This is a genomic window from Arthrobacter sp. NicSoilB4 (genome assembly GCF_019977335.1).
Taxonomy (GTDB): Bacteria; Actinomycetota; Actinomycetes; order Actinomycetales; family Micrococcaceae; genus Arthrobacter.
The window spans coordinates 1,050,049-1,071,308 of record NZ_AP024653.1 but is presented as its reverse complement, the minus strand read 5'-3'; the positions used below and the strand labels follow the sequence as shown (position 1 = coordinate 1,071,308).

The following is a 21,260-nucleotide window of genomic DNA, read 5'->3' as shown; positions in this document are numbered from 1 at the left end:
CTGACAGGGCCGGGCCCGCGCGTAAACTGTGGATATGGCCGCATGGGACAACTCGAACCGGCGCGAGCCGCGCCCGCCCGGGGACGCCCTGGAGCAGGCGGCCGCCTTCCGGAACCTCTGCCGGTCGTCGCCGTGGAAGTGGCATTCCCTGCGCTTTGAGTACCTGGACCGGCCCCTTGCCCCCGGTGCCGGCACCCCCGAGGCGGCAACGGCTCCGGACCTGGTCCGCGCTTGGCTGCGCCGCCCCGGTGCGCTGCGGCTGGAGACCGCGGACGGGCTGGTCCTGCAAAGCAGCACCGGAATCAATGATTCCCGCGACGTGTTTTACGTCCGGTCCACCCGGAAGACCTGGCTGCTGCCGCCCCACCTCGTCACACCGGTCTACGACGACCGCGGCCTGGTCCGGCGCCGTCCCGAAGCAGCCTACGGCGAGCCCGGCTTCGGCAACGGACGCTTTTCCGCCGCGCTGGACCCCGTGGAATTGGCAGGCAATGCCCCCGTGCCGCTCGAATTCCCCAATTCGAACGCCGTGGAGCTGGGCACCATCACTGAAGTCCTCCACGAGGGCCGCCCCGCGCTGGAAGTCACTGTCACCCCGAACCCCGGGTACCGCCCCAGCGACCCGGCTGCGCCGCTGTGCCGGCCCGGCCGCACGCTGGTGAGGGTCGACGCCGGCACGGGCGTTTGCGTCGCGAGCCGCTGGCTGGAGGGCGGAAAGGGCGGGGACGAACCCGAAGAATACGGGCACTGGCTCCGGATCCTGGGGGTGGACGAATACATGCTCGATGACCTGTTCCTCGCCGAGTCCATGAACCTGACGGATGTCCGCCGGCACATCAGCTGGGAACTCCCGGCGGGCTGAGCGCGCGTGTGACTCGCTGGAAGTTCCGCCCTGGGCTACGCTTCCCGGATGACTGAGCTCGTCCCCTACTGGCCGCCCTTCGGCCTCACCCTGACCACGCCCCGCCTGGTGCTGCGGCCCATCCGCGACGAGGAGATCCCCGCAGCGGCGCAGGCGGCACTGAGCGGGATCCACGAACCCGGCCGCAGCCCCTTCAGCAGACCGTGGGCGGAGGCCCCTACCGGGGAGCTCGGCCCCAACATGGCACAGTGGTATTGGCGGTGCCGCGGGACCATGTCGCCGGAGGAGTGGACGCTGCTGCTGGGCATCTGGCACGACGGCGAGTTCATCGGCTGCCAGGACGTCGCGGCCAAGGACTTTGCCACCCTGAAAACGGTCAGCACGGGCTCCTGGCTCCGGCAGAGCGTGCACGGCCGGGGATTCGGCAAGGAGATGCGCGCCGCCGTCGCCCTCTATGCCTTCGATTGGCTCGGTGCTGAAGTCGCGGAATCCGAGGCGGCAGCCTGGAACCAGCAGTCCCTCGGTGTCTCCCGTTCCCTCGGCTACGAACTGAACGGCGTCACCCGCACGAACTGGGGCGGCAAGCGCCAGGAAGTCCAAAACGTCCGCCTCACCCCCGCGACTTTCAAGCGCCCCGACTGGAACCTGCAGGTCGAAGGCCACGAAGCAACGGCGAAATTCCTGGGCATCCAGGGCTAGCAACATCGCCCCCAAAGCGGGGCGACGGCGCCCCGCGCCGGTGAGTCGAGAACGAGCCGGGTCGCGGCACGTTCGCGTAGGAGCGCATCGCGGCCCATCGGCCCCCAAAGGTCGCCCAGCGACCGTCGGGGCCGCTGGGACGTGTCTAAGCGACGGCGAAGGGGCGGTGGCCCGGCGAACCCGACCACGTCAAAACGGCGAAGGGCCGCGGCCCGGCGAACCCGACCACGGCACAACGGCGAAGGGCCGTGACCCGGCGAACCCGACCAAGGCCCCTCGAAAAGCCGACCGAAATGCAACGCGGCCTTAGATCTCCGCCCCCTCCAGCAGATCCGTGACCAAAGCAGCAATCGGCGAGCGCTCCGACCGGGTGAGGGTCACGTGGCCGAAGAGCGGGTGGCCCTTGAGCGTCTCGACGACGGCGGCAACACCGTCGTGCCGGCCGACCCGGAGGTTGTCGCGCTGGGCGACGTCGTGGGTCAGGACGATCTTGGAGTTCTGCCCGATCCGGCTCATGACCGTGAGCAGGACGTTCTTCTCGAGCGACTGGGCCTCGTCCACGATCACGAAGGCATCATGCAGGGAACGTCCGCGGATGTGGGTCAGGGGCATCACCTCGAGCATGCCGCGGTCCATGACCTCCTCAACAACCTCCTGGCTGACCAGGGCGCCGAGGGTGTCGAAGACGGCCTGCGCCCAGGGGTTCATTTTCTCCGCCTCGGAACCCGGCAGGTAGCCGAGTTCCTGGCCGCCCACGGCGTAGAGCGGCCGGAACACGATCACCTTGCGGTGCTCCCGGCGCTCCAGGACGGCCTCCAGGCCCGCGCAGAGGGCCAGGGCGGACTTGCCCGTGCCCGCACGCCCGCCGAGGGACACGATGCCCACGGATGGGTCCATCAGCAGGTCGATCGCCAGCCGCTGTTCGGCCGAACGCCCGTGCAGCCCGAACACGTCCCGGTCACCCTTGACGAGGCGGACCTGCTTGTCGGCGCCCACCCGGCCCAGGGCGGATCCCCGCTGCGAGAGGATCACCAGTCCGGTGTTCGTCGGCAGCTCGGCAGCCTCGGGGATGAAGACCGGTTCGTGGCCGTAGAGCGTGGCGACTTCCTCCTCGCTCGCGTCGATTTCCGCGACGCCGGTCCAGCCCGAGTCCTTGACGAGTTCGTTGCGGTACTCGTCGGCCTGTAGCCCCATGGCCGAGGCCTTGACGCGCATCGGTAGGTCCTTGGATACCACCGTGACGTCGCGGCCCTCGTTGGCGAGGTTCTTGGCGACGGCGAGGATCCGGCTGTCGTTGTCCCCGCCGCGGAAGCCGGCCGGGAGCACCTCGGCGGAGATGTGGTTCAGCTCCACCCTGAGGGTGCCGCCGTCGTGGCCGAGCGGGATGGGCCGGTCGAGCCCATTGTGCTCGACCCGCAGGTCATCGAGGAGCCGGAGCGCCTTGCGGGCGAAATAGCCCAGCTCGGGGTCGTGCCGCTTGCCTTCGAGTTCGGTGATGACGACGATCGGCAGGATGACTTCATGCTCCGCGAACCGCAGCAGGGCCCGCGGGTCCGAGAGCAGCACCGAGGTGTCGATCACGAAGCTCCGGGCCGGTTCCTTGCTTGCTGTCCCTTCCCCGGAAACAGCAAGACCGGCCGCAGCGTCACTGGACGCTGCACCGGTCTTTGAGGTGGCTCGCTTGGCGCGAGAGGTAGCTTTCTGTCCCTGGTCGGTCACGACGTCGGGCAGTTGTTCAGAAATAGCCACATCGACTCCAGCCCCGGGACGCATGCCCGGAATTGTTATTGGTGAGGCGGCTCGGCCTGGAGGCCGGACGCGGCCTCCCATACACCCGGTGCGAACTTCCGCTCCATGTACTGGCCTCCCCGATCAGCCGGCGGTTTGCCTGCTGATGGGATTAACGTACGTCCGGTGCATGGTGTTTCCGTGCCAATTTTTCGGCGATTCTTGTTGCCATTGCGTGAACACCAAATAACGGTTCAGGAGCCGTAGCGGCGTTGCCTGCCGGCGTAGTCGCGGAGGGCCCGGAGGAAGTCCACTTTCCGGAACGCGGGCCAGAGGGCTTCGCAGAAATAGAACTCGCTGTAAGCGCTTTGCCACATCAGGAAGCCGGAGAGCCGCTGTTCCCCGGAAGTGCGGATCACGAGGTCCGGATCGGGCTGGCCGCGGGTGTAAAGGAAACGTGAGATGTCGTCGACGCTCAGCTCATCGGCCAGTTTCCCGATGTCCGAACCGCGGGCGACGGCGTCGTGCAGCAGTTCGCGGACGGCGTCGACGATCTCACGGCGGCCGCCGTAGCCGACGGCGACGTTGACGTGCAGTTTCTCACGCGCCGGCGTGCGGGCCGTGAGCCGGTTGAGCCGTGCTGCCAGATAGTCCGGCAGCAGTTCCGGGGCGCCCATGGCATGGACCGAGATTTCGGCGTCCTCGTCCAGCCGGTCCAGGGTGTTGGCGATGATGCCCATCAGCAGGTCGAGCTCTTCGCCCGAGCGGTTCATGTTGTCCGTGGACAGCATGTACAGGGTGACCACCTTGACGCCGAGTTCCTGGCACCAGCCAAGGAACTCGTGGATCTTGTCGGCCCCCGCCTGGTGGCCCTGGCTGGTAGGGGCGTTGAACTGCCGGGCCCAGCGGCGGTTGCCGTCCACCATGACACCGATGTGCCGGGGGATGCGCTCGGGGTCCAGGGACCGCTGGAGCTTGCGCTCGTAGAAGCCATAGAGGAACCCGGGCATTTCCATCCGGAGATTCACCTGGCTTCCTTGTACGACAGCAGTGCACATCCTAGGCTACCCGCCGGAGGACGCGGCACGACGCAAGGACGATACGTTTTTGCCCGCCAACCGTTGTTACCAGCGGGTAACTTACTGGACCGTAGGTTATTATTGCGGCATGGAAAGCAACACCCCCGAGCCCCGGCCGGAGCAGCCTGCGGACCGCGTAACCGGCCCGCTCGACGACGCTGCGGTCCGGCTGGCCGAGCTCCTGATGATCAAGCCGAAGTGGCGGGGCTGGATCCACACTGTGACTGCCCCGCTGGCCCTGGCCGCCGGCCTGGTGCTCGTGCTGCTGGCCCCGACGCCGGACCTGAAGATCGCGTGCGCCGTCTATGCTCTCACCGGCGTGCTGCTGTTCGGCATCAGCGCCATCTACCACCGCGGGAACTGGTCCCCGGGCGTCAAGATCGTACTGAAGCGGCTGGACCACACAAACATCATGCTGGTGATCGCGGGAAGCTACACTCCGCTGGCCTGGGCGCTCCTGGACCGGCCAAAGGCCGAGCTGCTGTTGTGGGTGATCTGGTCCGGGGCGATCCTCGGGGTGCTGTTCCGGCTGCTGTGGACCGACGCGCCGCGCTGGCTCTATGTGCCGATCTACATCGCCCTGGGCTGCGGCGCCTTGTTCTACCTGCCGGATTTCTTCGCCGCCAATGTGGCCTCGGCGGTGCTGATCTGCGTCGGCGGCGCCCTTTACATCACCGGCGCGGTCTTCTATGCCCTCAAGAAGCCGAACATCAGCTACTCACACTTCGGTTTCCATGAGCTGTTCCACGCCTTGACGGTCTTCGCGTTCGCCGCGCACTACATCGCGATCTGCATCGCCGTCCTGGGCTGACCCGGCCAAGACCCGGCAATGCGGCACGCCCGCGCGGGTTCTCCCCACTTTTGAGCCAGCTACTGCCGCGGCACACCGGCTCCTGCGCCGGACGCGCCGGGCGCCGACGCCAAAGGTGGGGAACGTCCGGCGTCGGGGCCGGCTTAAGGGAGCGAGGGCCGCCCGGTCCCGATGAGTGCCGGCAGCTGCCGCATGTCGGAGAACACCGTGGTCCCGGGTCCTTCCAGCCGCTCCGCCGGGGTCACCCCGCCGGCGTACGCGAAGACGTGCATCCCGGCCGACCGGGCAGCCTGGACGCCGTGGGCACTGTCCTCGACGACGGCGCACCGCTCCGGCGCGGTGCCGAGCGTCCCGGCGGCGTGCAGGAACAGATCCGGGGCCGGCTTGCCGTTGGCGACTTCCGTCGCACTGAAGATCCGGCCCTCGAAGCGGTGCCACAGCCCGGTCTGACCGAGGGTCCGCCGCATCTTGGCATGGGTCCCGCTGGAGGCCACGCAGTGCGGGAGCCGGAGTTCATCCAGTGCCTCCACAATGCCCTCGACCGCCACGAGCTCGCGCTCAAACGCCGTGCGGTACCAGGACTCGTATTTCCGGTCCCAGTCCTCTCCCAGTTCGAGGCCCAGCTGCTCTTCGACCGTGGCGACGAAGTGGGCCTCGCTCCTGCCGACAAAGCGCTCCACGATTTCGTCCAGCTCCAGTTCCCAGCCGAGGTCGGCGAGCACCAGCTGGTCCACGCGTACTGAGATGACCTCGGAATCGACAAGAACGCCGTCGCAGTCGAAGACCACGAGTTCGAAAGGGTGGGGAGTCATTCCGCCAGTGTAGCCAGCCGCAGTCGTTGACAAAGCTGCGACGCCCGCGGGGGTTGAGGCAGGCGGGCTCCGGGTGTTGAAATGGAGCCACGCCGCACAAAGGAGGCCCACCGTGCCAATGGCCCGGCAGATCCTGTTCATCCAGGGCGGTGGCGCGGGCACGCACGACCATTGGGACAACAAGCTGGTTGAAAGCCTGCTGCGGGCGCTTGGGGACGGGTACGAGCTCCGGTACCCGCGGATGCCCGGCGAAGACGACCCGATCCAGGTTGCGTGGAGCGCTGCCGTCCGGCGCGAACTGGCGGAGTTGCCGGACGGCGCCGTGGTGGTGGGCCATTCGGTGGGGGCGACAATCCTCATCCAGGCTCTAGCGGAGCAGCCCCCAGAGTGCTCGCTGGCGGCGATCGTGCTGATCGCCGCCCCATTCGTCGGCCCGGGCGGCTGGCCCAGCGCCGAGTTCGAGTTGCCACAGAACCTCGGAACGCGGCTTCCGCACGGTGTGGCGGTTCACGTGTTCCACGGCCTCCGGGACGAGACCGTCCCGCCGTCGCACGCGGACCTGTATGCAGAGGCGATCCCGCAGGCGCTGTTGCACCGGCTGCCCGGTCTCGATCACCAACTGAACAACGACCTGAGCGAGGTGGCCAGGGCGATCGGTAGCAGTCCCTGATCCGGGGCCGATGAGTTCGACAGACCGTTCATCCCGCCATGCTGTTGAGGCGCTCGCGCACTGCCCCGGCAGAACCCACAGGAAGGCCGCAGACCATGCCCCGGCACAGGAAGACCAGCGGCGAGCCGTCTTGGGCCGCCTGCCGTCCGCGCAGCAGGGGCGGACCCTGCTCGTCCGCGTCCGGCTGCACGGCGATCACCATCCCGGGGCTCGGGGAGCGCAGCAGCTCGAGGTGCAACGCGGCCCGTTCCGGCGTGTCCGGCCCGACGACGGCGGCCTCCACCGGTCCCGCGAGCGCGGCCTGCGCCGTCGCGAGCAGCCAGCCCGCCGCCCGCGGCACGCGGGTAGCCAAGGGCGGAAGCAGTGCGAGGATGCTGCCGGCGAGGGCGCGGTATTCGGTTGAGCCGGACAGGGCCGAGCAGGACAGCAGTGCTCCGGCGAAGGCGGCGGCTCCGCTCGGGGTGGCATCGTCGAACGGATTCAGCGGCGGCCGTCCGCCCAGGGCGTTGGCGACCTGTTCCGACTCCCCCGCGGTGTCCTGGAGCGTGCCGTCCGCGGCGAACCGCGCGCAGGCCGCCGCCAGGATGTCCTCTGCCAGCCGGTACCATCGGGTACGACCGGAGGCGGCGTAGAGCGCGATCAGGCCCTCGGCACAGAAGGCGTAATCCTCCAGGAGCCCGCCGATTCCCCGGGCCACGCCGTCATGGGAGACCCGCATCAGCGTGCCTGGGCCGTTGGCACCGGGCCTCCAGTGCACCCGCTCCAGGTATTGCGCGATGCGCCCGGCCGCGGCCGCGAGTCGGGGCTGTCCGAGCACGGCCCCGGCCTCGGCCAGGGCGGCGACGGCCAGTCCGTTCCAGCCGGCCACCACCTTGTCGTCCCGGGCAGGCTGCGGCCGGCGCGAGCGCGCGGCGAGCAGCAGCGGCCGGACCCGCTGCCACAGTTCCGCTTCGCCGGCACTGAGCCCCCTGCCGGGGTGCAGCGGGGAGCCGTCGGCGGACACCGTACCGCGGGGGCCAACGTTCATCAGGCGGGCGACGGCGGCGCCGTCGCCCTCGCCGAGGACGTCCGCCAGGGCTGCCGGGGTCCACAGGTAGCTGGCACCCTCGGCGTGGACACCGTCCACGACAGTGTCGGCGTCGAGGGACGAGGCCAGGGCCTCGGGAAGCGGCCCGGAAAGCCCGCCGTCTCCGGCGTCGGCCGAGCCCAGCCCCAGCGATGCGAGCAGCCAGCCGGCAGTGCGGGCGGCGACGTCGGCGGCCTCCGCGGCCGGGTACCCGGGTGTGCCGCCCAGCCGGACCCAGTGGACATAGACCCGGAGCAGCTGGGCGTTGTCGTAGAGCATTTTCTCGAAGTGCGGCACCGACCAGTCGCGGGTCACGGAATAGCGGGCGAAGCCGCCGTCGAGCTGGTCGAACAGGGCCGAGCGGGACATCGCCGCGAGCGTCCGGCCCGCCAGGCTGCGGGCCTGAGCCGGGGTCCCGGCGTCAAACCCCGGCGTGGGGCCCCCGGGCGCGGGAACCGCGGCGTGCCGGATCAGGAATTCCAGGACGGCCGACGGCGGGAATTTCGGCGCGCCGCCGAGGCCGCCATACGCCGCGTCTTCGTCGGCCGACAGCGCGTACACGGCTTCCCCGGGCAGGGCCGGATCGAGCGGTTCCGGCACGCCGTCCAGGTAAACGGCGGCGCCGGGCAGCGAAGCGGCGAGGCCCCGGGCGAGGGTTTCGGCGTTCTCCTCCACGGCGCCGCGGCGTTCGTGCCACGCGTCGGCCACGGCCTCCAGCACCTGGCGGAAGGAAGGCCTGCCCGGCATCGGCCGGGGCGGATAGTAGGTGCCGGCGTAGAAGGCCCGCCCGTCGGGCAGCAGGAAGACTGACATTGGCCAGCCGCCTTCTCCGCTGAGCGCCTGCGTGGCGGCCATGTAGGCGGCGTCGACGTCGGGGCGCTCCTCACGGTCCACCTTCACGGCCACGAAGTTGGCGTTCAGGAAGTCTGCCGTGTCCCGGTCTTCGAAGGATTCATGGGCCATAACGTGGCACCAGTGGCACGCCGCGTAGCCGATCGAGAGGAATACCGGCACGTCGCGGGCCGTGGCGAACGCAAATGCCTCGTCACCGAACGGCCGCCAGTGCACGGGGTTTCCGGCGTGCTGCCGGAGATAGGCAGAGGGCTCTGTGCCCAAGGCATTGGAAGCCTCGGGCACGCGCGGAGAAGAGCCGCCGTCAGCGGCTTCCGGGCCCTGCATCCCCGTTGGCTTCGGGACGGTTGCCGGTCTGGCCGGCGGGGTCGCCGGCACCGGCGGTCCCCTGCCCGGCGCCGGTGGCCTGCGGAGCGCCGTCGTTGACCGGAACTTCGGCGGCGGCCGCGCGTTCCTCCTCCACCTGGGCACGGTAGCGGACCCGTCGGATGCGCCGGACCATATCGACGATCAGGAGGGCCGTCAGCACCACGATGAACGCTGTCAGGAGGAAGCCCAGCAGGCCGGGCGTCACCTGGTCCTGGGACAGTCCCTCGCGCAGCGACGGCGACGGGGCGGGCGCCGGGGTGGTTGCCAGGGCGATAAGCAAGGAATGCACGGTAAGGACCTTCTATGGGGCTGGATGGCGGCCCAGCGGGGGCTGGCCGCGGAGCTGCGCTGAACTGTTTCCACAACGTCTTCTACGCGTCATAGAAATGCCGTTGGATCTATCTTAGCCCGGCGAAGAAGTCCTTTTCAGGCAGCTCCGAAGGAACGCGGGACTGGATCAGCGAGTAGTCTTCCCACGGCCACACGCGGCGCTGCATTGCCGGCGAAACCGCGAAAAAGAAGCCTTCCGGGTCCACCTGGGTGCGGTGTGCCCGCAGCGCGTCATCGCGTGCCTCGAAGAAATCACCGCATTCGATCTGGGTGGTGGTCGGGTGCGTCGGTGCGGGCGGCGTGTGGCCTTCAGCGTCGGCCTCCAGCCAGGCGGCGAGCCGTTCGGCGTAGGGCGACTGCAGGCCCGATTCCTCCAGGGCAAAGTGCAGGGCACGGAACCGTTCGGGGCTGAAGGCGCGGTCGTAGTACAGCTTGCTCGACGCCCAGGCCTCACCGGTTCCCGGGTAGCGGGCCGGGTCCCCGGCGGCTTCGAAGGCCTCCACGGCGACGCGGTGCGCCATGATGTGGTCCGGGTGCGGATAGCCGCCGTTCTCGTCGTAGCTCAGGATGACCTGCGGCTTGAAGCGCCGGACCAGCCGGACCAGCGGGGCGGCCGCCTGTTCCAGCGGCAGCGTGGCGAAAGAGCCCGCCGGCAACGGCGGCAGCGGATCGCCTTCCGGCAGCCCCGAGTCGACAAAGCCCAGCCACTGCTGGCGGACGCCGAGGACCTTGGCGGCGTGCTCCATCTCGAGCCTGCGCGCGCCGGCCATGTCGCGCTTGGGGTGCGGCATGCCTTCCATTGCCGGGTTCTGGATGTCGCCGCGGGAGCCGTCCGTGCACGTGGCGACCAGGACGTCGACGCCGGCAGCGGCGTAGCTGGCCATCGTGGCGGCGCCCTTGCTGGATTCGTCGTCGGGATGAGCATGGACAGCCAACAGTCGAAGCGGCGCTGACGGGCTGGTGGACGCTGTCATCGTGGGACGGCTCCTCTTTCATCTACGGATTTCATTACGGGTACGGGTCTTCAGGCGCGTGTAACGGGGCGGGCGGGCGACGCGGCGGCCACCGCCCCTGATCCACACTAAACTGGACTGGTGACTTCCAAGGATCAGCCTGCCGCCCCCGCCGCGGCATCTCCCAGCCTAGCCAATCGTTACGGCGGCCAAAAGCGATCGCTGAGCGGCAAAGCCAAACGCATCATCCTGGTGGTTGCCATCGCGGCCGGAATGGCCTTTATGGCCTGGATCTCGACGTCGAACGCGACGGAGAGCGTCACCTTCAAAGACATCGGCTACAGCACTCCCGACGCCACCTTGGCCGAAATCGATTTCCAGGTCACGAAGGAACCGGCCACCACGGCCAAATGCTCGGTCAAAGCGCTGGATTCCAAGTTCGCCGTCGTCGGCTGGAAAGTCGTGGAGATCCCCCCGAACGCCGCCGACGCCGGTTCCGACGGGGGGCGCACCACTGCCCACCGGACCACCCTGCGCACGGAGTCCCAGGCCGTCTCCGGCGTCGTCGACAGCTGCTGGATCCCCGACGCCGGCAAATAAGGGTCGCGGCGGCTGGCCGGCCGGGGTTGGCGGGGTGTCCGCCGGGCGGCTGTAACACGGTGTGATCCACACCGCAGGGTTCTTTGGTTTATCCACAGGATTGACTACAATGGACCAATACCTTTCCCCCGCTGAGCTGGTTGCTGAGTTCCAAAAGTGGCCACCGTGGCGGGGTCTTTGCTTGTTTGACCATAAAGGAGAAGTCCGTGTCTACCACGAACAGCGCAACTGCAGCTTGGCTTACCCAGGAAGCTTTTGACCGCCTGAAGGCAGAGCTGGACCACCTCTCCGGCCCCGGCCGGGCGGAAATCGTCCAGAAGATCGAGGCTGCGCGCCAGGAAGGCGACCTCAAGGAGAACGGCGGCTACCACGCGGCCAAGGAGGAGCAGGGCAAGATCGAGGCCCGCATCCGCCAGCTGACTGCGCTGCTCCGGGACGCCCACGTGGGCGAGTCCCCGGCCGACGACGGGATTGTCGAGCCCGGGATGATCGTCGTGGCCAAAATCGCCGGCGACGAGGAAACCTTCCTCCTCGGCTCCCGCGAAATCGCCGGCGACTCGGATCTCGATGTCTTCAGCGAGAAGTCGCCTCTGGGTGCTGCCATCGTCGGCCACAAGGAGGGCGACAAGCTCAGCTACACCGCCCCGAACGGCAAGGACATCACGGTGGAGATCATGTCCGCCAAGCCGTACGCCGGCTGACACCGGCTCACCGTAACTGAACGCAACGCGCGACGCCGGCCCTCCCCTTGCGGGAGGGCCGGCGTCGTTTTTGTGCCGCGGCGCACTACAGGCTGGTGCGTGCATTATTGCCTGGCGCGCATGGCCCCCGCCCGCGGCACGCTCAGGATGAGGGCCGCGATCACTCCGCCGATGGCCCCGCCGAGGTGTGCCTGCCAGGAGACGTAGCCCGCCACCGTGGGCAGGATTCCGAACAGGATCCCGCCGTAGGTCAGGAACAGCACCACGGAGAGCAGGATCTGCCACCAGTTGCGGTTGAAGAAGCCGCGCACCAGCAGGAACGCGAAGAGGCCGAACACCAGTCCGGACGCCCCCACCGTGATGTTGAATCCGCCGATCAGCCACACCACAGCGCCCGAGACCAGCCAGCTCAGGGCCAGGGTGGTGAAGAACACCCGTCGCCCGGACAGCAGCACCAGGAAGCCGAAGATGATCAGCGGCAGGGTGTTGGAGAACAGGTGCGCCAGGTTGGCGTGCAGCAGCGGAAACGTCAGGATGTCCAGGAGCCCGTCGACGCTGCGCGGGCGCAGCCCAAACGTGCCGTTGAGTGAACGCAGCATCAGGGTGTTGATGATCTCAATGACGTACAGCACCAGGACAAACGACCCCACCACCACCAGGCCCTTGCGGGCGCGCACCGCAGTGGTATCGACGGCGCGCGGTTTGCCGTTCCGGGTGGAGTCAAGCATCACGTCCCCCTAATGCACCACAATCGGCTGGAAGCCCTCGGCCCGGAGCGCCGCGAGGACCTTCTCGCAGTGCTCGTGGCCCTTCGTCTCTAGGTTCACCGTAATGGACACGTCCCCCATGCTGATAGAGCCGCCCACCCGCGTGTGGTCCAGGCCTGTCACGTTGGCGTCGTTCTCGGCGATGATCCGGGCGATCGTCGCCAGCGAGCCGGGACGGTCGTCCAGCATCATGCGCACTGTCATGTACCTGCCCGCGGCGGAGAGGCCGCGCTGGATGACCTTGAGCATCAGCATCGGGTCGATGTTGCCGCCGGAGAGCACCACGGCGACGGTGCCCGGGTTCTCGATCTTGCCTTCCATCAGCGCCGCGACACCCACCGCCCCGGCAGGCTCGACAACCATCTTGGCGCGTTCCAGCAGGAAGATCAGCGCCCGCGCCAGGGCGTCCTCGCTGACGGTGACGACGTCGTCGACCAGTTCCCGGATGATGCTGAACGGCAGCTGGCCGGGCCGGCCGACGGCGATGCCGTCCGCCATGGTGGAGACACGCTTGAGCGGGACCAGGGCGTCCGCGGCGAGTGAGGGCGGGTAGGCTGCCGCGTTTTCGGCCTGGACGCCGATGATCCGGATTTCCCGGCCCAGTTCCTTGGCCCGGGCCTTCACGGCCACAGCCACTCCGGCGAGCAGCCCGCCGCCGCCGACGCCCATCAGGATGGTGTCGACGTAGGGGACCTGTTCCAGGATTTCCAGTCCGACGGTGCCCTGGCCGGCGACGACGTCGACGTCGTCGAAGGGGTGGACGAAGACTGCGCCCGTCTCGTCCGCGTAGCGCTTCGCTTCGGCGAGCGCCTCATCGACGTTGTGGCCGTGCAGGACCACTTCGGCCCCGTGGCTGCGGGTGGCGGCGAGTTTGGGCAGGGCGACGCCCAGCGGCATATAGATCCGTGCCTTGATGCCCAGGCTCTTGGCCGCGACGGCCACACCCTGGGCATGGTTGCCGGCGGAGGCCGCCACGACTCCGCGCTTCTTCTCCTCCGGGGACAGCTTGGCCATACGGACGTAGGCGCCGCGGACCTTGAAGGAGCCGGCGCGCTGCAGGTTCTCGCACTTGAGGAAGACTTCGCCACCGACCATGCTGCCCAGGGCACGGGAGGATTCAACCGGCGTCCGCGTAATAATCCCGTCGAGCAGCTTCTGCGCCTCCAGGACATCGTCCAGCGTGACGGGCAGGCTCTCAAAGGTGTTCACGAACTAGTCTCCTTCATCGGATCAGGGTGTGGATCCGGCTCAGGTGCCCCGTCCGGCATCGCTGCCTGGGGAACCGTTGTCGGGTGCGGCACCATCGCTGCGGCCGGAGGTTACGCCCGGCAGGCGGGCCTCCCTCACGGGTTTTCGGCGCCGGACGCAGGGTCCAGGTTCTCCTGGCGGCCCGTGGTTGCCAGCGCACTTTCATGTTCCCACGTTCTGCCGGCAATGTAGCGAATCGACGAGTTTGCTACGGCGAGGATGGGGACCGAGAAAAGTGCGCCGGGAATTCCGGCGAGGTAGGAACCGGCGGCGACGGCCAGGATGACGGCCACCGGGTGCAGGGAGACGGCCTTGCCCATCACCAGAGGCTGGAGGATGTGGCTCTCCAGTTGCTGGACCAGCAGGACGATCCCCAGCATGATCAGCGCGTTGACCCAGCCGTTGGCGACGAGGGCCAACAGGACGGCGACGGCGCCCGTGACGAGGGCGCCGACGATCGGAATGAAGGAACCGAGGAACACCAGCACACCCAGCGGCAGGGCCAGGGGCACCCCGATGATCGCGGCACCGACCCCGATCCCGACGGCGTCCACGAAGGCGACGAACATCTGGATCCGGGCGTAGCTCACCATCGAGGCCCAGCCCACCCGGCCTGCTCCGTCGGTGGCAGCGCGGGCTTTCCGGGGCAAAAGCCGCACGAGGAAGGACCAGATGCGTTCGCCTTCCAGCAGGAAGAAAATGAGGATGAAAAGCGCCAGGATCATTCCGGCGGCGAAGTGCCCTGCGGTGCTGCCGAAGGAGAGTGCTCCGCTGAGGATGCTGCTGCTGTTGTTCTGCAGCGCAGCGGTGCCTTCCTTCAGGTACTGGTCGATCTGGGCCGCCGAGAGGTGCAGGGGTCCGTCCGCGAGCCAGACCTGGATCTTCTGGATGCCGGTCAGCGCTTCGCTCCACAGCTCGGCGAAGCCGGCTACGAGCTGCCGGCCGACGAGAGCCAGCGCGCCGACAATCAGGCCGATGAAGCCCAGGACGGTCATGGCGACCGCGAGCCCGTTCGGGACCCCGTTCCTCCTGAGCCAGTTCTTCACCGGTGCCAGCAGCCCCGCCAGCAGCGCGGCGACCATTACGGGGATCAGCAGGAAGCTGACCCTGCTGAACAGCCAGACAAGGGCGCCCGCCATAAGAATGATGAGCCCAAGACGCCAGGACCAGGACGCGGCGATACGAACGCCGTAAGGGATGTCCTGGTCGATTTCCCGGTCCGTGACGATTCGTGCCCGTGCGGGGACGCTGGCGGCGGCACTGCCAGCGTCGCTGCCTGCGCCGGAGCGGGCGACGTCGGGGTTCTCTCGTGGTGCGGAATCGTCAGCTGGCGTCATAGCCCCATGATTCACCAGCGCCGCCCGGATGGGAAACCGTCCCGCCGGTCACGGTTGAAGGGCCGCGCTGATCCCCCACGTCATGGCGAACCGCTCCCCCGGAGGCAGCCAGCGAAGGCCGTCGCCGCTGTTGAACGCGTTGGCCGGACCGGTCATCGGCTCGATCGCCACGGCTTTGGTCCTGCCCGGGAACTGCGTGGTGACAAACACATGGACGTAGCCGCAGTTCCCGTCCTGCCAGAGGCTCACGCTGCGCCCGTCCGCTGCGCTCAGCGTGTGGCGGGCAATACCGGCGTCGAACTCCAGGTCCGTATAGGCGGAATCGAGGTCCAGTTCACCGACCAGCCGCCCGGCACGGAGGTCAAAGTCGCCACTCACGGGTTCCGTACCGCGCGGGATCAGGCGCTGGTCCGTCACGAGCCTCGTGCCGGCGCGGACCGTGACAGTGAGCTCCTCGCTCGGCAGCTCCCCCAGCCGGAGATAGGGGTGGGCGCCGAGGACAAACGGGGCCGGTTCCTGGGAGTCGTTGATCAGCAGCTGCCGGACCACCAGCCCCAGATCCGCGGCCAGTTCGTAGCGCACGCGATGGCGCAGCAGGAAGGGATAGCCGTGCTGCGGGAACACGGCCGCTTCGAGCGTGACCGAAAATTCGGATTCGTCGACGAGTTCATAGGAGGCGTTGCGCAGCAGCCCGTGGCTGGCGTTGTTGCGGGACACCTCGGTGATGTCCAGCTGCTGCTTCTTGCCGTTCAGGTACCAGACGCCGTCCTCCACGCGGTTCGCCCACGGCGCCAGCGTAATTCCGGCGGCGCCCGGCGAAATCACCCCGTCCCCGTAGCTTTCCGTCAGAGCCGTGCCTCCGCGGCTGTACAGCCGCAGCCCGGCGGCCAGTTCGGTGACGACGGCGAGCGCGTCCCCCCGCCGCAGCTCGTACTGCCGGCCCGTGGCGTAGCGCCGGGCCGAAGAGTCCGGGCCGGTGCCATCGGCGGGTTTGTCGCTGTGGGGGGAGCCCGGGAAAGCGGGGGTCTGCACGTCCATGGTCACCACCGTACCCAGCCTCACGCCGCGGCGTATACCGTGGACCCATGACGCGCTTTTCCAGGGCCGCCCCCGCAGACGGCGCCGCATGACGCTCCGCCTCGATGCCACGCGCCTGGCCGGAAGGTTCGAGTCAGTCTTCGGCGCGGCGGCGGACGGCGTGTGGCAGGCGCCGGGCCGCGTCAACCTGATCGGCGAACATACGGACTACAACGAGGGGTTCGTGCTTCCCTTTGCCATCGACAGGACAGCCCGGGTGGCGGTCCGGCTGCGTTCGGACTCCACGATCCGGCTGCTGTCCACCTTCGGCAACCAGGGGCTGACCACGGTGGACGCCCGCTCCCTGAGCCGCGAAACGGCGCGCGGATGGACCAAGTATCCGCTGGGTGTCGTATGGGCGCTGCAGCAGCGCGGACTCGACGTCGGCGGCCTGGACCTGCTGCTGGACTCCGATGTTCCCCGCGGCGCCGGGCTGTCCTCGTCGCACGCAATTGAATGCGCCGTCATCACGGCACTCAATGAGCTCGCCGGGGCGGACCTCGGCGCCGGGGACATGGTCCTGGCCACCCAGCGCGCCGAGAACGACTTCGTCGGTGCCCCCACCGGCATCATGGACCAGTCGGCGTCCCTGCGCGGGGCGGCCGGGCATGCTCTCTTCCTCGACTGCCGCGACCAGGGGATCCGGCTGGTGCCGTTCGACGCCGAAAGCGCCGGGCTGGTCACGCTGGTGATCGACACGAGGGTGTCGCATTCCCACGCCGGCGGCGGCTACGCCGACCGGCGGGCCTCCTGCGAACTGGGTGCCGAAGTCCTCGGCGTGCGTGCCCTGCGCGACGTCGGGCTGGAGGACCTGGGCGAGGCGGGCGGCCTGTTGGACCCCGTCACGTTCCGCAGGGTCCGGCATGTGGTGACGGAGAATGAGCGGGTCCTGCAGACGGTCAAGGTCCTGGAAGGCACCGGGCCGGAGGCGATCGGTCCCCTGCTGGATGCGTCCCACGCATCGATGCGGGACGACTTCGAGATTTCCTGCCCCGAACTGGACCTCGCGGTGGAGGCCGCCCGTGCCGCCGGTGCGATCGGGGCCCGGATGACCGGGGGCGGTTTCGGCGGCTCCGCGATCGCGCTCACCCCGGCGGCAGCCGAGCAGCAGGTGCGCGACGCCGTCGGACGGGCGTTCGCTGAGGCCGGGTATACCGCGCCGGACATCTTCAGCGTCCGGCCCGCGGCCGGGGCGATGCGCCTGGCATAGCCGGAGCGTAGGCTGGGCGCATGTCAGAAGCGGTCATTGTTTCCACTGCCAGAAGCCCGATCGGGCGGGCCTTCAAAGGCTCGCTGAAGGATGAACGGCCCGACGATCTGGCTGCCGCCATGGTGGCCGCCGCCCTCGCCCGGATTCCGTCCTTCGACGCGGCCGACGGCGCCGGACGGGGCCTGGACGACCTCTACCTGGGCTGCGCCGAGCCCAGCGGCGAAGCCGGTTCCAACATGGCCCGCGTGGTCACCATCCTCGCCGGGCTGGACGATGTCCCGGGCGCCACGATCAACCGTTTCTGCGCCTCGAGCCTGCAGACCCTCCGGATGGCCTTCCACGCCATCAAAGCCGGCGAAGGGCACGCGTTCGTCGCGGCCGGGGTGGAGGCCGTGTCCCGCTACCGGGACTGGGCCGGCGCGGGAGAGACGGACGCCAGCACACACAATCCGCTCTTTGACGCCGCCCGCCAGCGAACTACCGCCAGGGCCGGGTCCAATACTCCGTGGACGGATCCGCGGCTGGGCGGCCGCATGCCGGACATCTACATAGCGATGGGCCAGACCGCGGAAAACGTCGCCACCAGCTTCGGCATCAGCCGGGCGGACCAGGACGCCTGGGCGGTGCTGAGCCAGAACCGAGCCGAAGCGGCTGCCGCGTCCGGATTCTTTGCCCGCGAGATCACGCCCTACACGCGCAAGGACGGCACGGTGGTCAGCCGGGACGACTCCCCGCGGGCCGGCGTCACGCTGGAGGCGGTCAGCGCCCTGCAGCCTGTCTTCCGCGCCGGGGGCACCGTTACCGCCGGCAACGCCTGCCCGCTGAACGACGGGGCGGCCGCCGTCGTCGTGATGAGCGATGACCGGGCCCGTGAACTGGGGCTGGAACCGCTCGCCCGGATTGTCTCCACCGGCGTCAGCGCCCTCTCCCCCGAACTCATGGGCATGGGCCCGGTGGAGTCGAGCCGCCGGGCACTGGAGCTTGCGGGGCTGGGGATCAAGGACATCGATCTTGTGGAACTCAACGAGGCCTTCGCGGTGCAGGTGGTCGCCAGCGCCAGGGAACTCGGGATCGACCATGACAAGCTCAACGTCCACGGCGGCGCCATCGCGCTGGGGCACCCGTTCGGCATGACCGGCGCCCGGATGACCACCACTCTCCTCAACGGCCTCCGCGAACGCGATGCGACCCTTGGGCTGGCGACTTTGTGCGTCGGCGGCGGCCAGGGCATGGCCGTGGTGCTGGAGCGGCTGCGCTGAGCCCGCCTCGCAGCCGGTGCATAGGCCGGGCAGACGCAAGGGGAGCCCCGCCTCGCGGCGGGGCTCCTCTGGGTCAGGCTTCAGCTACAGGCTGTGGTTACTCGTCGCCGCGGAGGATGGCCAGCAGGCGGATGATTTCGACGTACAGCCACACCAGCGTCACCGTGAGGCCAAAGGCCGCGGTCCACGAGAAGCGCTGCGGGGCGCCGTTGCGGACGCCGGCTTCGATGCTGGTGAAGTCCATGATCAGGGAGAACGCGGCGAGGCCGATCGCCAGCAGGCCGATGAAGACACCCAGCGGGATCCCGAAGATTTCCACCTCGGTGCGCAGTCCGAACGGGGAATCGACGGCGCCGGTCCACATCATCACCATGTTGATGAGCGCGAACACGGCGTAGCCGATCATGGCGATCATAAAGAAGCGCATGGCCTTCGGCGTGGCCCGGACCTTGCCGCTGCGGAACAGCACCAGCGTCACGGCGAACACGGAGAGCGTCCCGATCACGGCCTGCAGCCCGACGCCCGGGAACATGCCGTCGAGGATCCGCGTCAGCCCGCCGAGGAAAAGGCCCTCGAGCGCCGCGTAGGCCAGGATCAGCGCCGGGGAGGGCTGCTTCTTGAAGGTGTTGACGAGCGCCAGGACGAAACCGCCCAGCGCGCCGACAATCATCAGCATGTAGGCCAGGCCTTCGGCCACCAAGAGCGTGACGGCGGCGCCGGCAACGACTGCGCCGAGGCAGGCCGCTGTCTTCATGATGACATCGTCATAGGTCATGCGGCCCGTATCGGCGGGGCCGGCGGCAGGCTGGTTGTACATGTCCTGGAGCTGGTCCTGGGTCATGCCCTGCTGGGCCGGGTTCCAACCGGTCTGGGTCTGGCCGTACTGGGCCTGGCCGTAGGTGTTCTGGCCGAACTGGCCCTGGCCGTAAGTGTTCTGGCCGTAGGGGCCCTGTCCGAAAGCCTGCGGGGCAGGCGGTGCCTGGGTTGCTCCACGGAAGTTCTTTCCGTTGAAGACTGGGTTTCCGCCAAGTGCCATTGCGGGTGTCCTCCAAATAGGGGGTAAGTGATGATCCGGTGGTGCGCGGTGACAACACGCTACCAATTCCAACAGCCGGCGTGCAGTGTTAGTTCCCGGGACGCCCCTGCCGCAACCCAACCGTGACCTGCGGGCCGCTTTCCCGCACCCCTTACCCGCACGGCGGGGATCGACTGTTAAGGCATACTCCTGAACAACAAAAGTTTACTTTAGGGCGGGTAAACCACCCTGCCCCCCGGGCTTCACGGTTGTTACCCGATCGCGACGTTCTGCCTGCTCGCGACGGCATTCTTTGCCCCGAACGGGCTGTAACATGGGCCAAATAGGGTGACGGATATCACAAGCCCTTCCGCTCCACCGCATCGCACCACGCACCACTCCGTCACCCTGACTGTTCGCAGCGGTTGCAATGGCGCAACCCACACCACCCCCATGTGGAGGTTTTCATTTTGAGAAGCACACCGAGAGGCCTGTCGCAGAGACGGCGCGGCAGACTGCTGAAAGCTGTGGGGGCTGTTTTTGCCGCCGTGGCCGCGCTACTGCTGATCGTCGCGCCCGCATCCCAGGCCACGACCCCCTCTCCGACACCATCCCCGTCGGCAACCACGTTCACGAACAGCATCAGCGGCTTCCTGCGCGGCGACGACCGCGCGCCCATCGCTGACGTCACCATTACCGCCAAGAGCGGCGACTTCACCGGAACGGCCAAGTCGAGTGCCAACGGCTCCTGGTCCATCGGCGTGCCCACCCAGGGAACCTACGAAGTCGAACTGGATGAATCCACCCTCCCGGAAGGCATCAAGCTCGCCGACGGCCAGGAAAACCCCCGCAAAGTCACCTTCAGCCAGACCTCCAACCTCTCCGTGATCTTCGCCTTCGGTGAAGGCATCGTGGTGCAGCAGCAGGACTTCGGCCAGAACCTGATCAACCGCCTCGTGGCCGGCCTGAGCTTCGGACTTCTCCTGGCCCTCGCCTCCGTGGGGCTCTCGCTGATCTTCGGAACCACCGGGTTGACCAACTTCGCCCACGGTGAAATGGTCACCCTCGGCGCCGTCCTCGTCTTCGCGTTCAACGCCATGAACCTCCCGTTCTGGCTGGCCATCCTGCTGGCCCTGCTCGGCGGCGGTCTATTCGGCTACGTCCAGGACGCTGGCCTGTGGAAGCCGCTGCGGCGCCGCGGCACCGGCCTGGTCCCGATGATGATCGTCAGCATCGGCCTTGCCCTGGCGGTCCGGTACGTGATCCAGTTCTTCTTCGGCGGCGCCACCCAGCAGCTGCCGTTCGCCCAGAGCGCGGAGATCCAGCTCGGCCTGATCTCGATCTCCCCCAACAACCTTTGGTCCCTCGTGATCAGCGCCGTGGTCATTGCCCTCCTCGGCATCATCCTGCTCAAGACGCGGCTCGGTAAGGCCACCCGCGCGGTGGCCGACAACCCGGCACTGGCGGCGGCCTCGGGCATCGACGTCGACTCCGTCATCCGGATTGTCTGGGTCACCGGCGGCATGCTCGCCTCCCTCGGCGGCATCCTGTGGGCGTACTACCGGCCCGGTGTCACGTTCGACATGGGTTCGCAGATCCTGCTGCTCATCTTCGCGGGCGTCACCCTGGGCGGCCTCGGCACGGTGTGGGGTGCCCTGATCGGATCCATCATCGTCGGTATCTTCGTGGAGCTGACCACCGTGTTCGGCCTCGCCGCCGACCTCAAATACGTGGGAGCACTGTTCATCATGATTATTGTCCTTCTGATCCGGCCCCAAGGCATCTTGGGCCGGCGCGAGCGCGTGGGTTAGGAGA

The 21,260-nt window shown here is 68.3% G+C and carries 20 protein-coding genes; 9 read left to right on the top strand and 11 right to left on the bottom strand.

Translation table 11 applies throughout. From position 1 onward, the window contains the following. Positions 1–34: 34 nt before the first annotated feature. Both LDO13_RS04860 and LDO13_RS04855 read left to right on the top strand, forming a co-directional pair. Positions 35–862: a hypothetical protein gene (locus tag LDO13_RS04860; protein ID WP_224048924.1), complete on the top strand. Its 828-nt coding sequence runs from the start codon at positions 35–37 to the stop codon at positions 860–862. Between the two features lie 48 nt (positions 863–910). Further along, positions 911–1,561 carry a GNAT family protein gene (locus LDO13_RS04855; RefSeq protein WP_224048923.1) on the top strand — a complete coding sequence of 217 codons (651 nt, stop codon included), beginning with the start codon at positions 911–913 and terminating at the stop codon, positions 1,559–1,561. A gap of 306 nt (positions 1,562–1,867) precedes the next feature. Here LDO13_RS04855 and LDO13_RS04850 read toward each other — a convergent pair whose 3' ends face one another. After that, on the bottom strand, positions 1,868–3,310 hold the full coding sequence (locus LDO13_RS04850; RefSeq protein WP_224048922.1) for a PhoH family protein: 1,443 nt from the start codon (positions 3,308–3,310) through the stop codon (positions 1,868–1,870). A gap of 233 nt (positions 3,311–3,543) precedes the next feature. Further along, the gene (locus LDO13_RS04845) at positions 3,544–4,305 is read right to left on the bottom strand and encodes an isoprenyl transferase (protein WP_224049669.1); all 762 of its coding nucleotides are present in this window, start codon (positions 4,303–4,305) and stop codon (positions 3,544–3,546) included. A gap of 151 nt (positions 4,306–4,456) precedes the next feature. Here LDO13_RS04845 and LDO13_RS04840 point away from each other — a divergent pair, with 151 nt between their 5' ends. After that, entirely contained in the window at positions 4,457–5,179 is a 723-nt protein-coding gene (locus tag LDO13_RS04840) for a hemolysin III family protein (RefSeq protein WP_224048921.1), read from the top strand. A 143-nt stretch (positions 5,180–5,322) separates the two neighbouring features. Here the strand turns inward: LDO13_RS04840 and LDO13_RS04835 are convergent, their stop codons facing one another. Beyond that, positions 5,323–5,991, bottom strand: coding sequence for an HAD family hydrolase (locus tag LDO13_RS04835; RefSeq protein ID WP_224048920.1), 669 nt, complete (start codon positions 5,989–5,991; stop codon positions 5,323–5,325). Positions 5,992–6,109: 118 nt separating this feature from the next. On the opposite strand from LDO13_RS04835, the gene LDO13_RS04830 reads away from it, so the two are divergent. Continuing rightward, positions 6,110–6,661, top strand: coding sequence for an alpha/beta fold hydrolase (locus LDO13_RS04830; protein WP_224049668.1), 552 nt, complete (start codon positions 6,110–6,112; stop codon positions 6,659–6,661). A gap of 28 nt (positions 6,662–6,689) precedes the next feature. Here the strand turns inward: LDO13_RS04830 and LDO13_RS04825 are convergent, their stop codons facing one another. From LDO13_RS04825 to mca, 3 genes are all read right to left on the bottom strand, one after another. Continuing rightward, complete coding sequence (locus LDO13_RS04825) at positions 6,690–8,906, bottom strand: thioredoxin domain-containing protein (protein ID WP_224048919.1); 2,217 nt, start codon at positions 8,904–8,906, stop codon at positions 6,690–6,692. Continuing rightward, a complete protein-coding gene (locus LDO13_RS04820) occupies positions 8,884–9,237 on the bottom strand; it encodes a hypothetical protein (protein WP_224048918.1) in 354 nt (117 codons plus the stop codon). The genes LDO13_RS04825 and LDO13_RS04820 overlap by 23 nt, the downstream gene beginning before the upstream one ends. Positions 9,238–9,346: 109 nt before the next feature. Continuing rightward, positions 9,347–10,252: a mycothiol conjugate amidase Mca gene (gene mca, locus LDO13_RS04815; protein ID WP_224048917.1), complete on the bottom strand. Its 906-nt coding sequence runs from the start codon at positions 10,250–10,252 to the stop codon at positions 9,347–9,349. Between the two features lie 120 nt (positions 10,253–10,372). Between mca and LDO13_RS04810 the strand changes: the two genes are divergently transcribed. Beyond that, a complete protein-coding gene (locus LDO13_RS04810; RefSeq protein ID WP_224048916.1) occupies positions 10,373–10,831 on the top strand; it encodes a DUF4307 domain-containing protein in 459 nt (152 codons plus the stop codon). A 206-nt stretch (positions 10,832–11,037) separates the two neighbouring features. Beyond that, entirely contained in the window at positions 11,038–11,532 is a 495-nt protein-coding gene (gene greA / locus LDO13_RS04805) for a transcription elongation factor GreA (RefSeq protein WP_224048915.1), read from the top strand. A 104-nt stretch (positions 11,533–11,636) separates the two neighbouring features. Here the strand turns inward: greA and LDO13_RS04800 are convergent, their stop codons facing one another. The 4 genes from LDO13_RS04800 to LDO13_RS04785 all read right to left on the bottom strand — a co-directional run bounded on the left by LDO13_RS04800 (position 11,637) and on the right by LDO13_RS04785 (position 15,946). Beyond that, complete coding sequence (locus LDO13_RS04800) at positions 11,637–12,260, bottom strand: rhomboid family intramembrane serine protease (protein WP_224048914.1); 624 nt, start codon at positions 12,258–12,260, stop codon at positions 11,637–11,639. A 9-nt stretch (positions 12,261–12,269) separates the two neighbouring features. Continuing rightward, positions 12,270–13,508: a threonine ammonia-lyase gene (gene ilvA / locus LDO13_RS04795; protein WP_224048913.1), complete on the bottom strand. Its 1,239-nt coding sequence runs from the start codon at positions 13,506–13,508 to the stop codon at positions 12,270–12,272. A 134-nt stretch (positions 13,509–13,642) separates the two neighbouring features. Further along, on the bottom strand, positions 13,643–14,884 hold the full coding sequence (locus tag LDO13_RS04790; RefSeq protein ID WP_224048912.1) for an AI-2E family transporter: 1,242 nt from the start codon (positions 14,882–14,884) through the stop codon (positions 13,643–13,645). 48 nt (positions 14,885–14,932) lie between these two features. After that, entirely contained in the window at positions 14,933–15,946 is a 1,014-nt protein-coding gene (locus LDO13_RS04785) for an aldose 1-epimerase family protein (protein ID WP_224048911.1), read from the bottom strand. Positions 15,947–16,010: 64 nt separating this feature from the next. Between LDO13_RS04785 and galK the strand changes: the two genes are divergently transcribed. Further along, positions 16,011–17,171, top strand: coding sequence for a galactokinase (gene galK, locus LDO13_RS04780; RefSeq protein WP_224048910.1), 1,161 nt, complete (start codon positions 16,011–16,013; stop codon positions 17,169–17,171). Between the two features lie 20 nt (positions 17,172–17,191). Next, the gene (locus tag LDO13_RS04775; RefSeq protein ID WP_224048909.1) at positions 17,192–18,430 is read left to right on the top strand and encodes an acetyl-CoA C-acetyltransferase; all 1,239 of its coding nucleotides are present in this window, start codon (positions 17,192–17,194) and stop codon (positions 18,428–18,430) included. 97 nt (positions 18,431–18,527) lie between these two features. Here the strand turns inward: LDO13_RS04775 and LDO13_RS04770 are convergent, their stop codons facing one another. Next, a complete protein-coding gene (locus LDO13_RS04770; RefSeq protein ID WP_224048908.1) occupies positions 18,528–19,466 on the bottom strand; it encodes a Bax inhibitor-1/YccA family protein in 939 nt (312 codons plus the stop codon). A gap of 506 nt (positions 19,467–19,972) precedes the next feature. On the opposite strand from LDO13_RS04770, the gene LDO13_RS04765 reads away from it, so the two are divergent. Then, positions 19,973–21,256 carry a branched-chain amino acid ABC transporter permease gene (locus LDO13_RS04765; RefSeq protein ID WP_224048907.1) on the top strand — a complete coding sequence of 428 codons (1,284 nt, stop codon included), beginning with the start codon at positions 19,973–19,975 and terminating at the stop codon, positions 21,254–21,256. Positions 21,257–21,260 lie beyond the last annotated feature (4 nt).

Excerpts from the sequence above, each read along its gene's own strand:
- LDO13_RS04860 (WP_224048924.1), top strand. The coding sequence starts at position 35 with ATGGCCGCATGGGACAACTCGAACCGGCGCGAGCCGCGCCCGCCCGGG.
- LDO13_RS04855 (WP_224048923.1), top strand. The coding sequence starts at position 911 with ATGACTGAGCTCGTCCCCTACTGGCCGCCCTTCGGCCTCACCCTGACC.
- LDO13_RS04845 (WP_224049669.1), bottom strand. The coding sequence starts at position 4,305 with ATGGAAATGCCCGGGTTCCTCTATGGCTTCTACGAGCGCAAGCTCCAG.
- LDO13_RS04840 (WP_224048921.1), top strand. The coding sequence starts at position 4,457 with ATGGAAAGCAACACCCCCGAGCCCCGGCCGGAGCAGCCTGCGGACCGC.
- LDO13_RS04835 (WP_224048920.1), bottom strand. The coding sequence starts at position 5,991 with ATGACTCCCCACCCTTTCGAACTCGTGGTCTTCGACTGCGACGGCGTT.
- LDO13_RS04830 (WP_224049668.1), top strand. The coding sequence starts at position 6,110 with ATGGCCCGGCAGATCCTGTTCATCCAGGGCGGTGGCGCGGGCACGCAC.
- LDO13_RS04825 (WP_224048919.1), bottom strand. The coding sequence starts at position 8,906 with ATGCAGGGCCCGGAAGCCGCTGACGGCGGCTCTTCTCCGCGCGTGCCC.
- mca (WP_224048917.1), bottom strand. The coding sequence starts at position 10,252 with ATGACAGCGTCCACCAGCCCGTCAGCGCCGCTTCGACTGTTGGCTGTC.
- LDO13_RS04800 (WP_224048914.1), bottom strand. The coding sequence starts at position 12,260 with ATGCTTGACTCCACCCGGAACGGCAAACCGCGCGCCGTCGATACCACT.
- LDO13_RS04790 (WP_224048912.1), bottom strand. The coding sequence starts at position 14,884 with ATGACGCCAGCTGACGATTCCGCACCACGAGAGAACCCCGACGTCGCC.
- galK (WP_224048910.1), top strand. The coding sequence starts at position 16,011 with ATGACGCTCCGCCTCGATGCCACGCGCCTGGCCGGAAGGTTCGAGTCA.
- LDO13_RS04775 (WP_224048909.1), top strand. The coding sequence starts at position 17,192 with ATGTCAGAAGCGGTCATTGTTTCCACTGCCAGAAGCCCGATCGGGCGG.
- LDO13_RS04770 (WP_224048908.1), bottom strand. The coding sequence starts at position 19,466 with ATGGCACTTGGCGGAAACCCAGTCTTCAACGGAAAGAACTTCCGTGGA.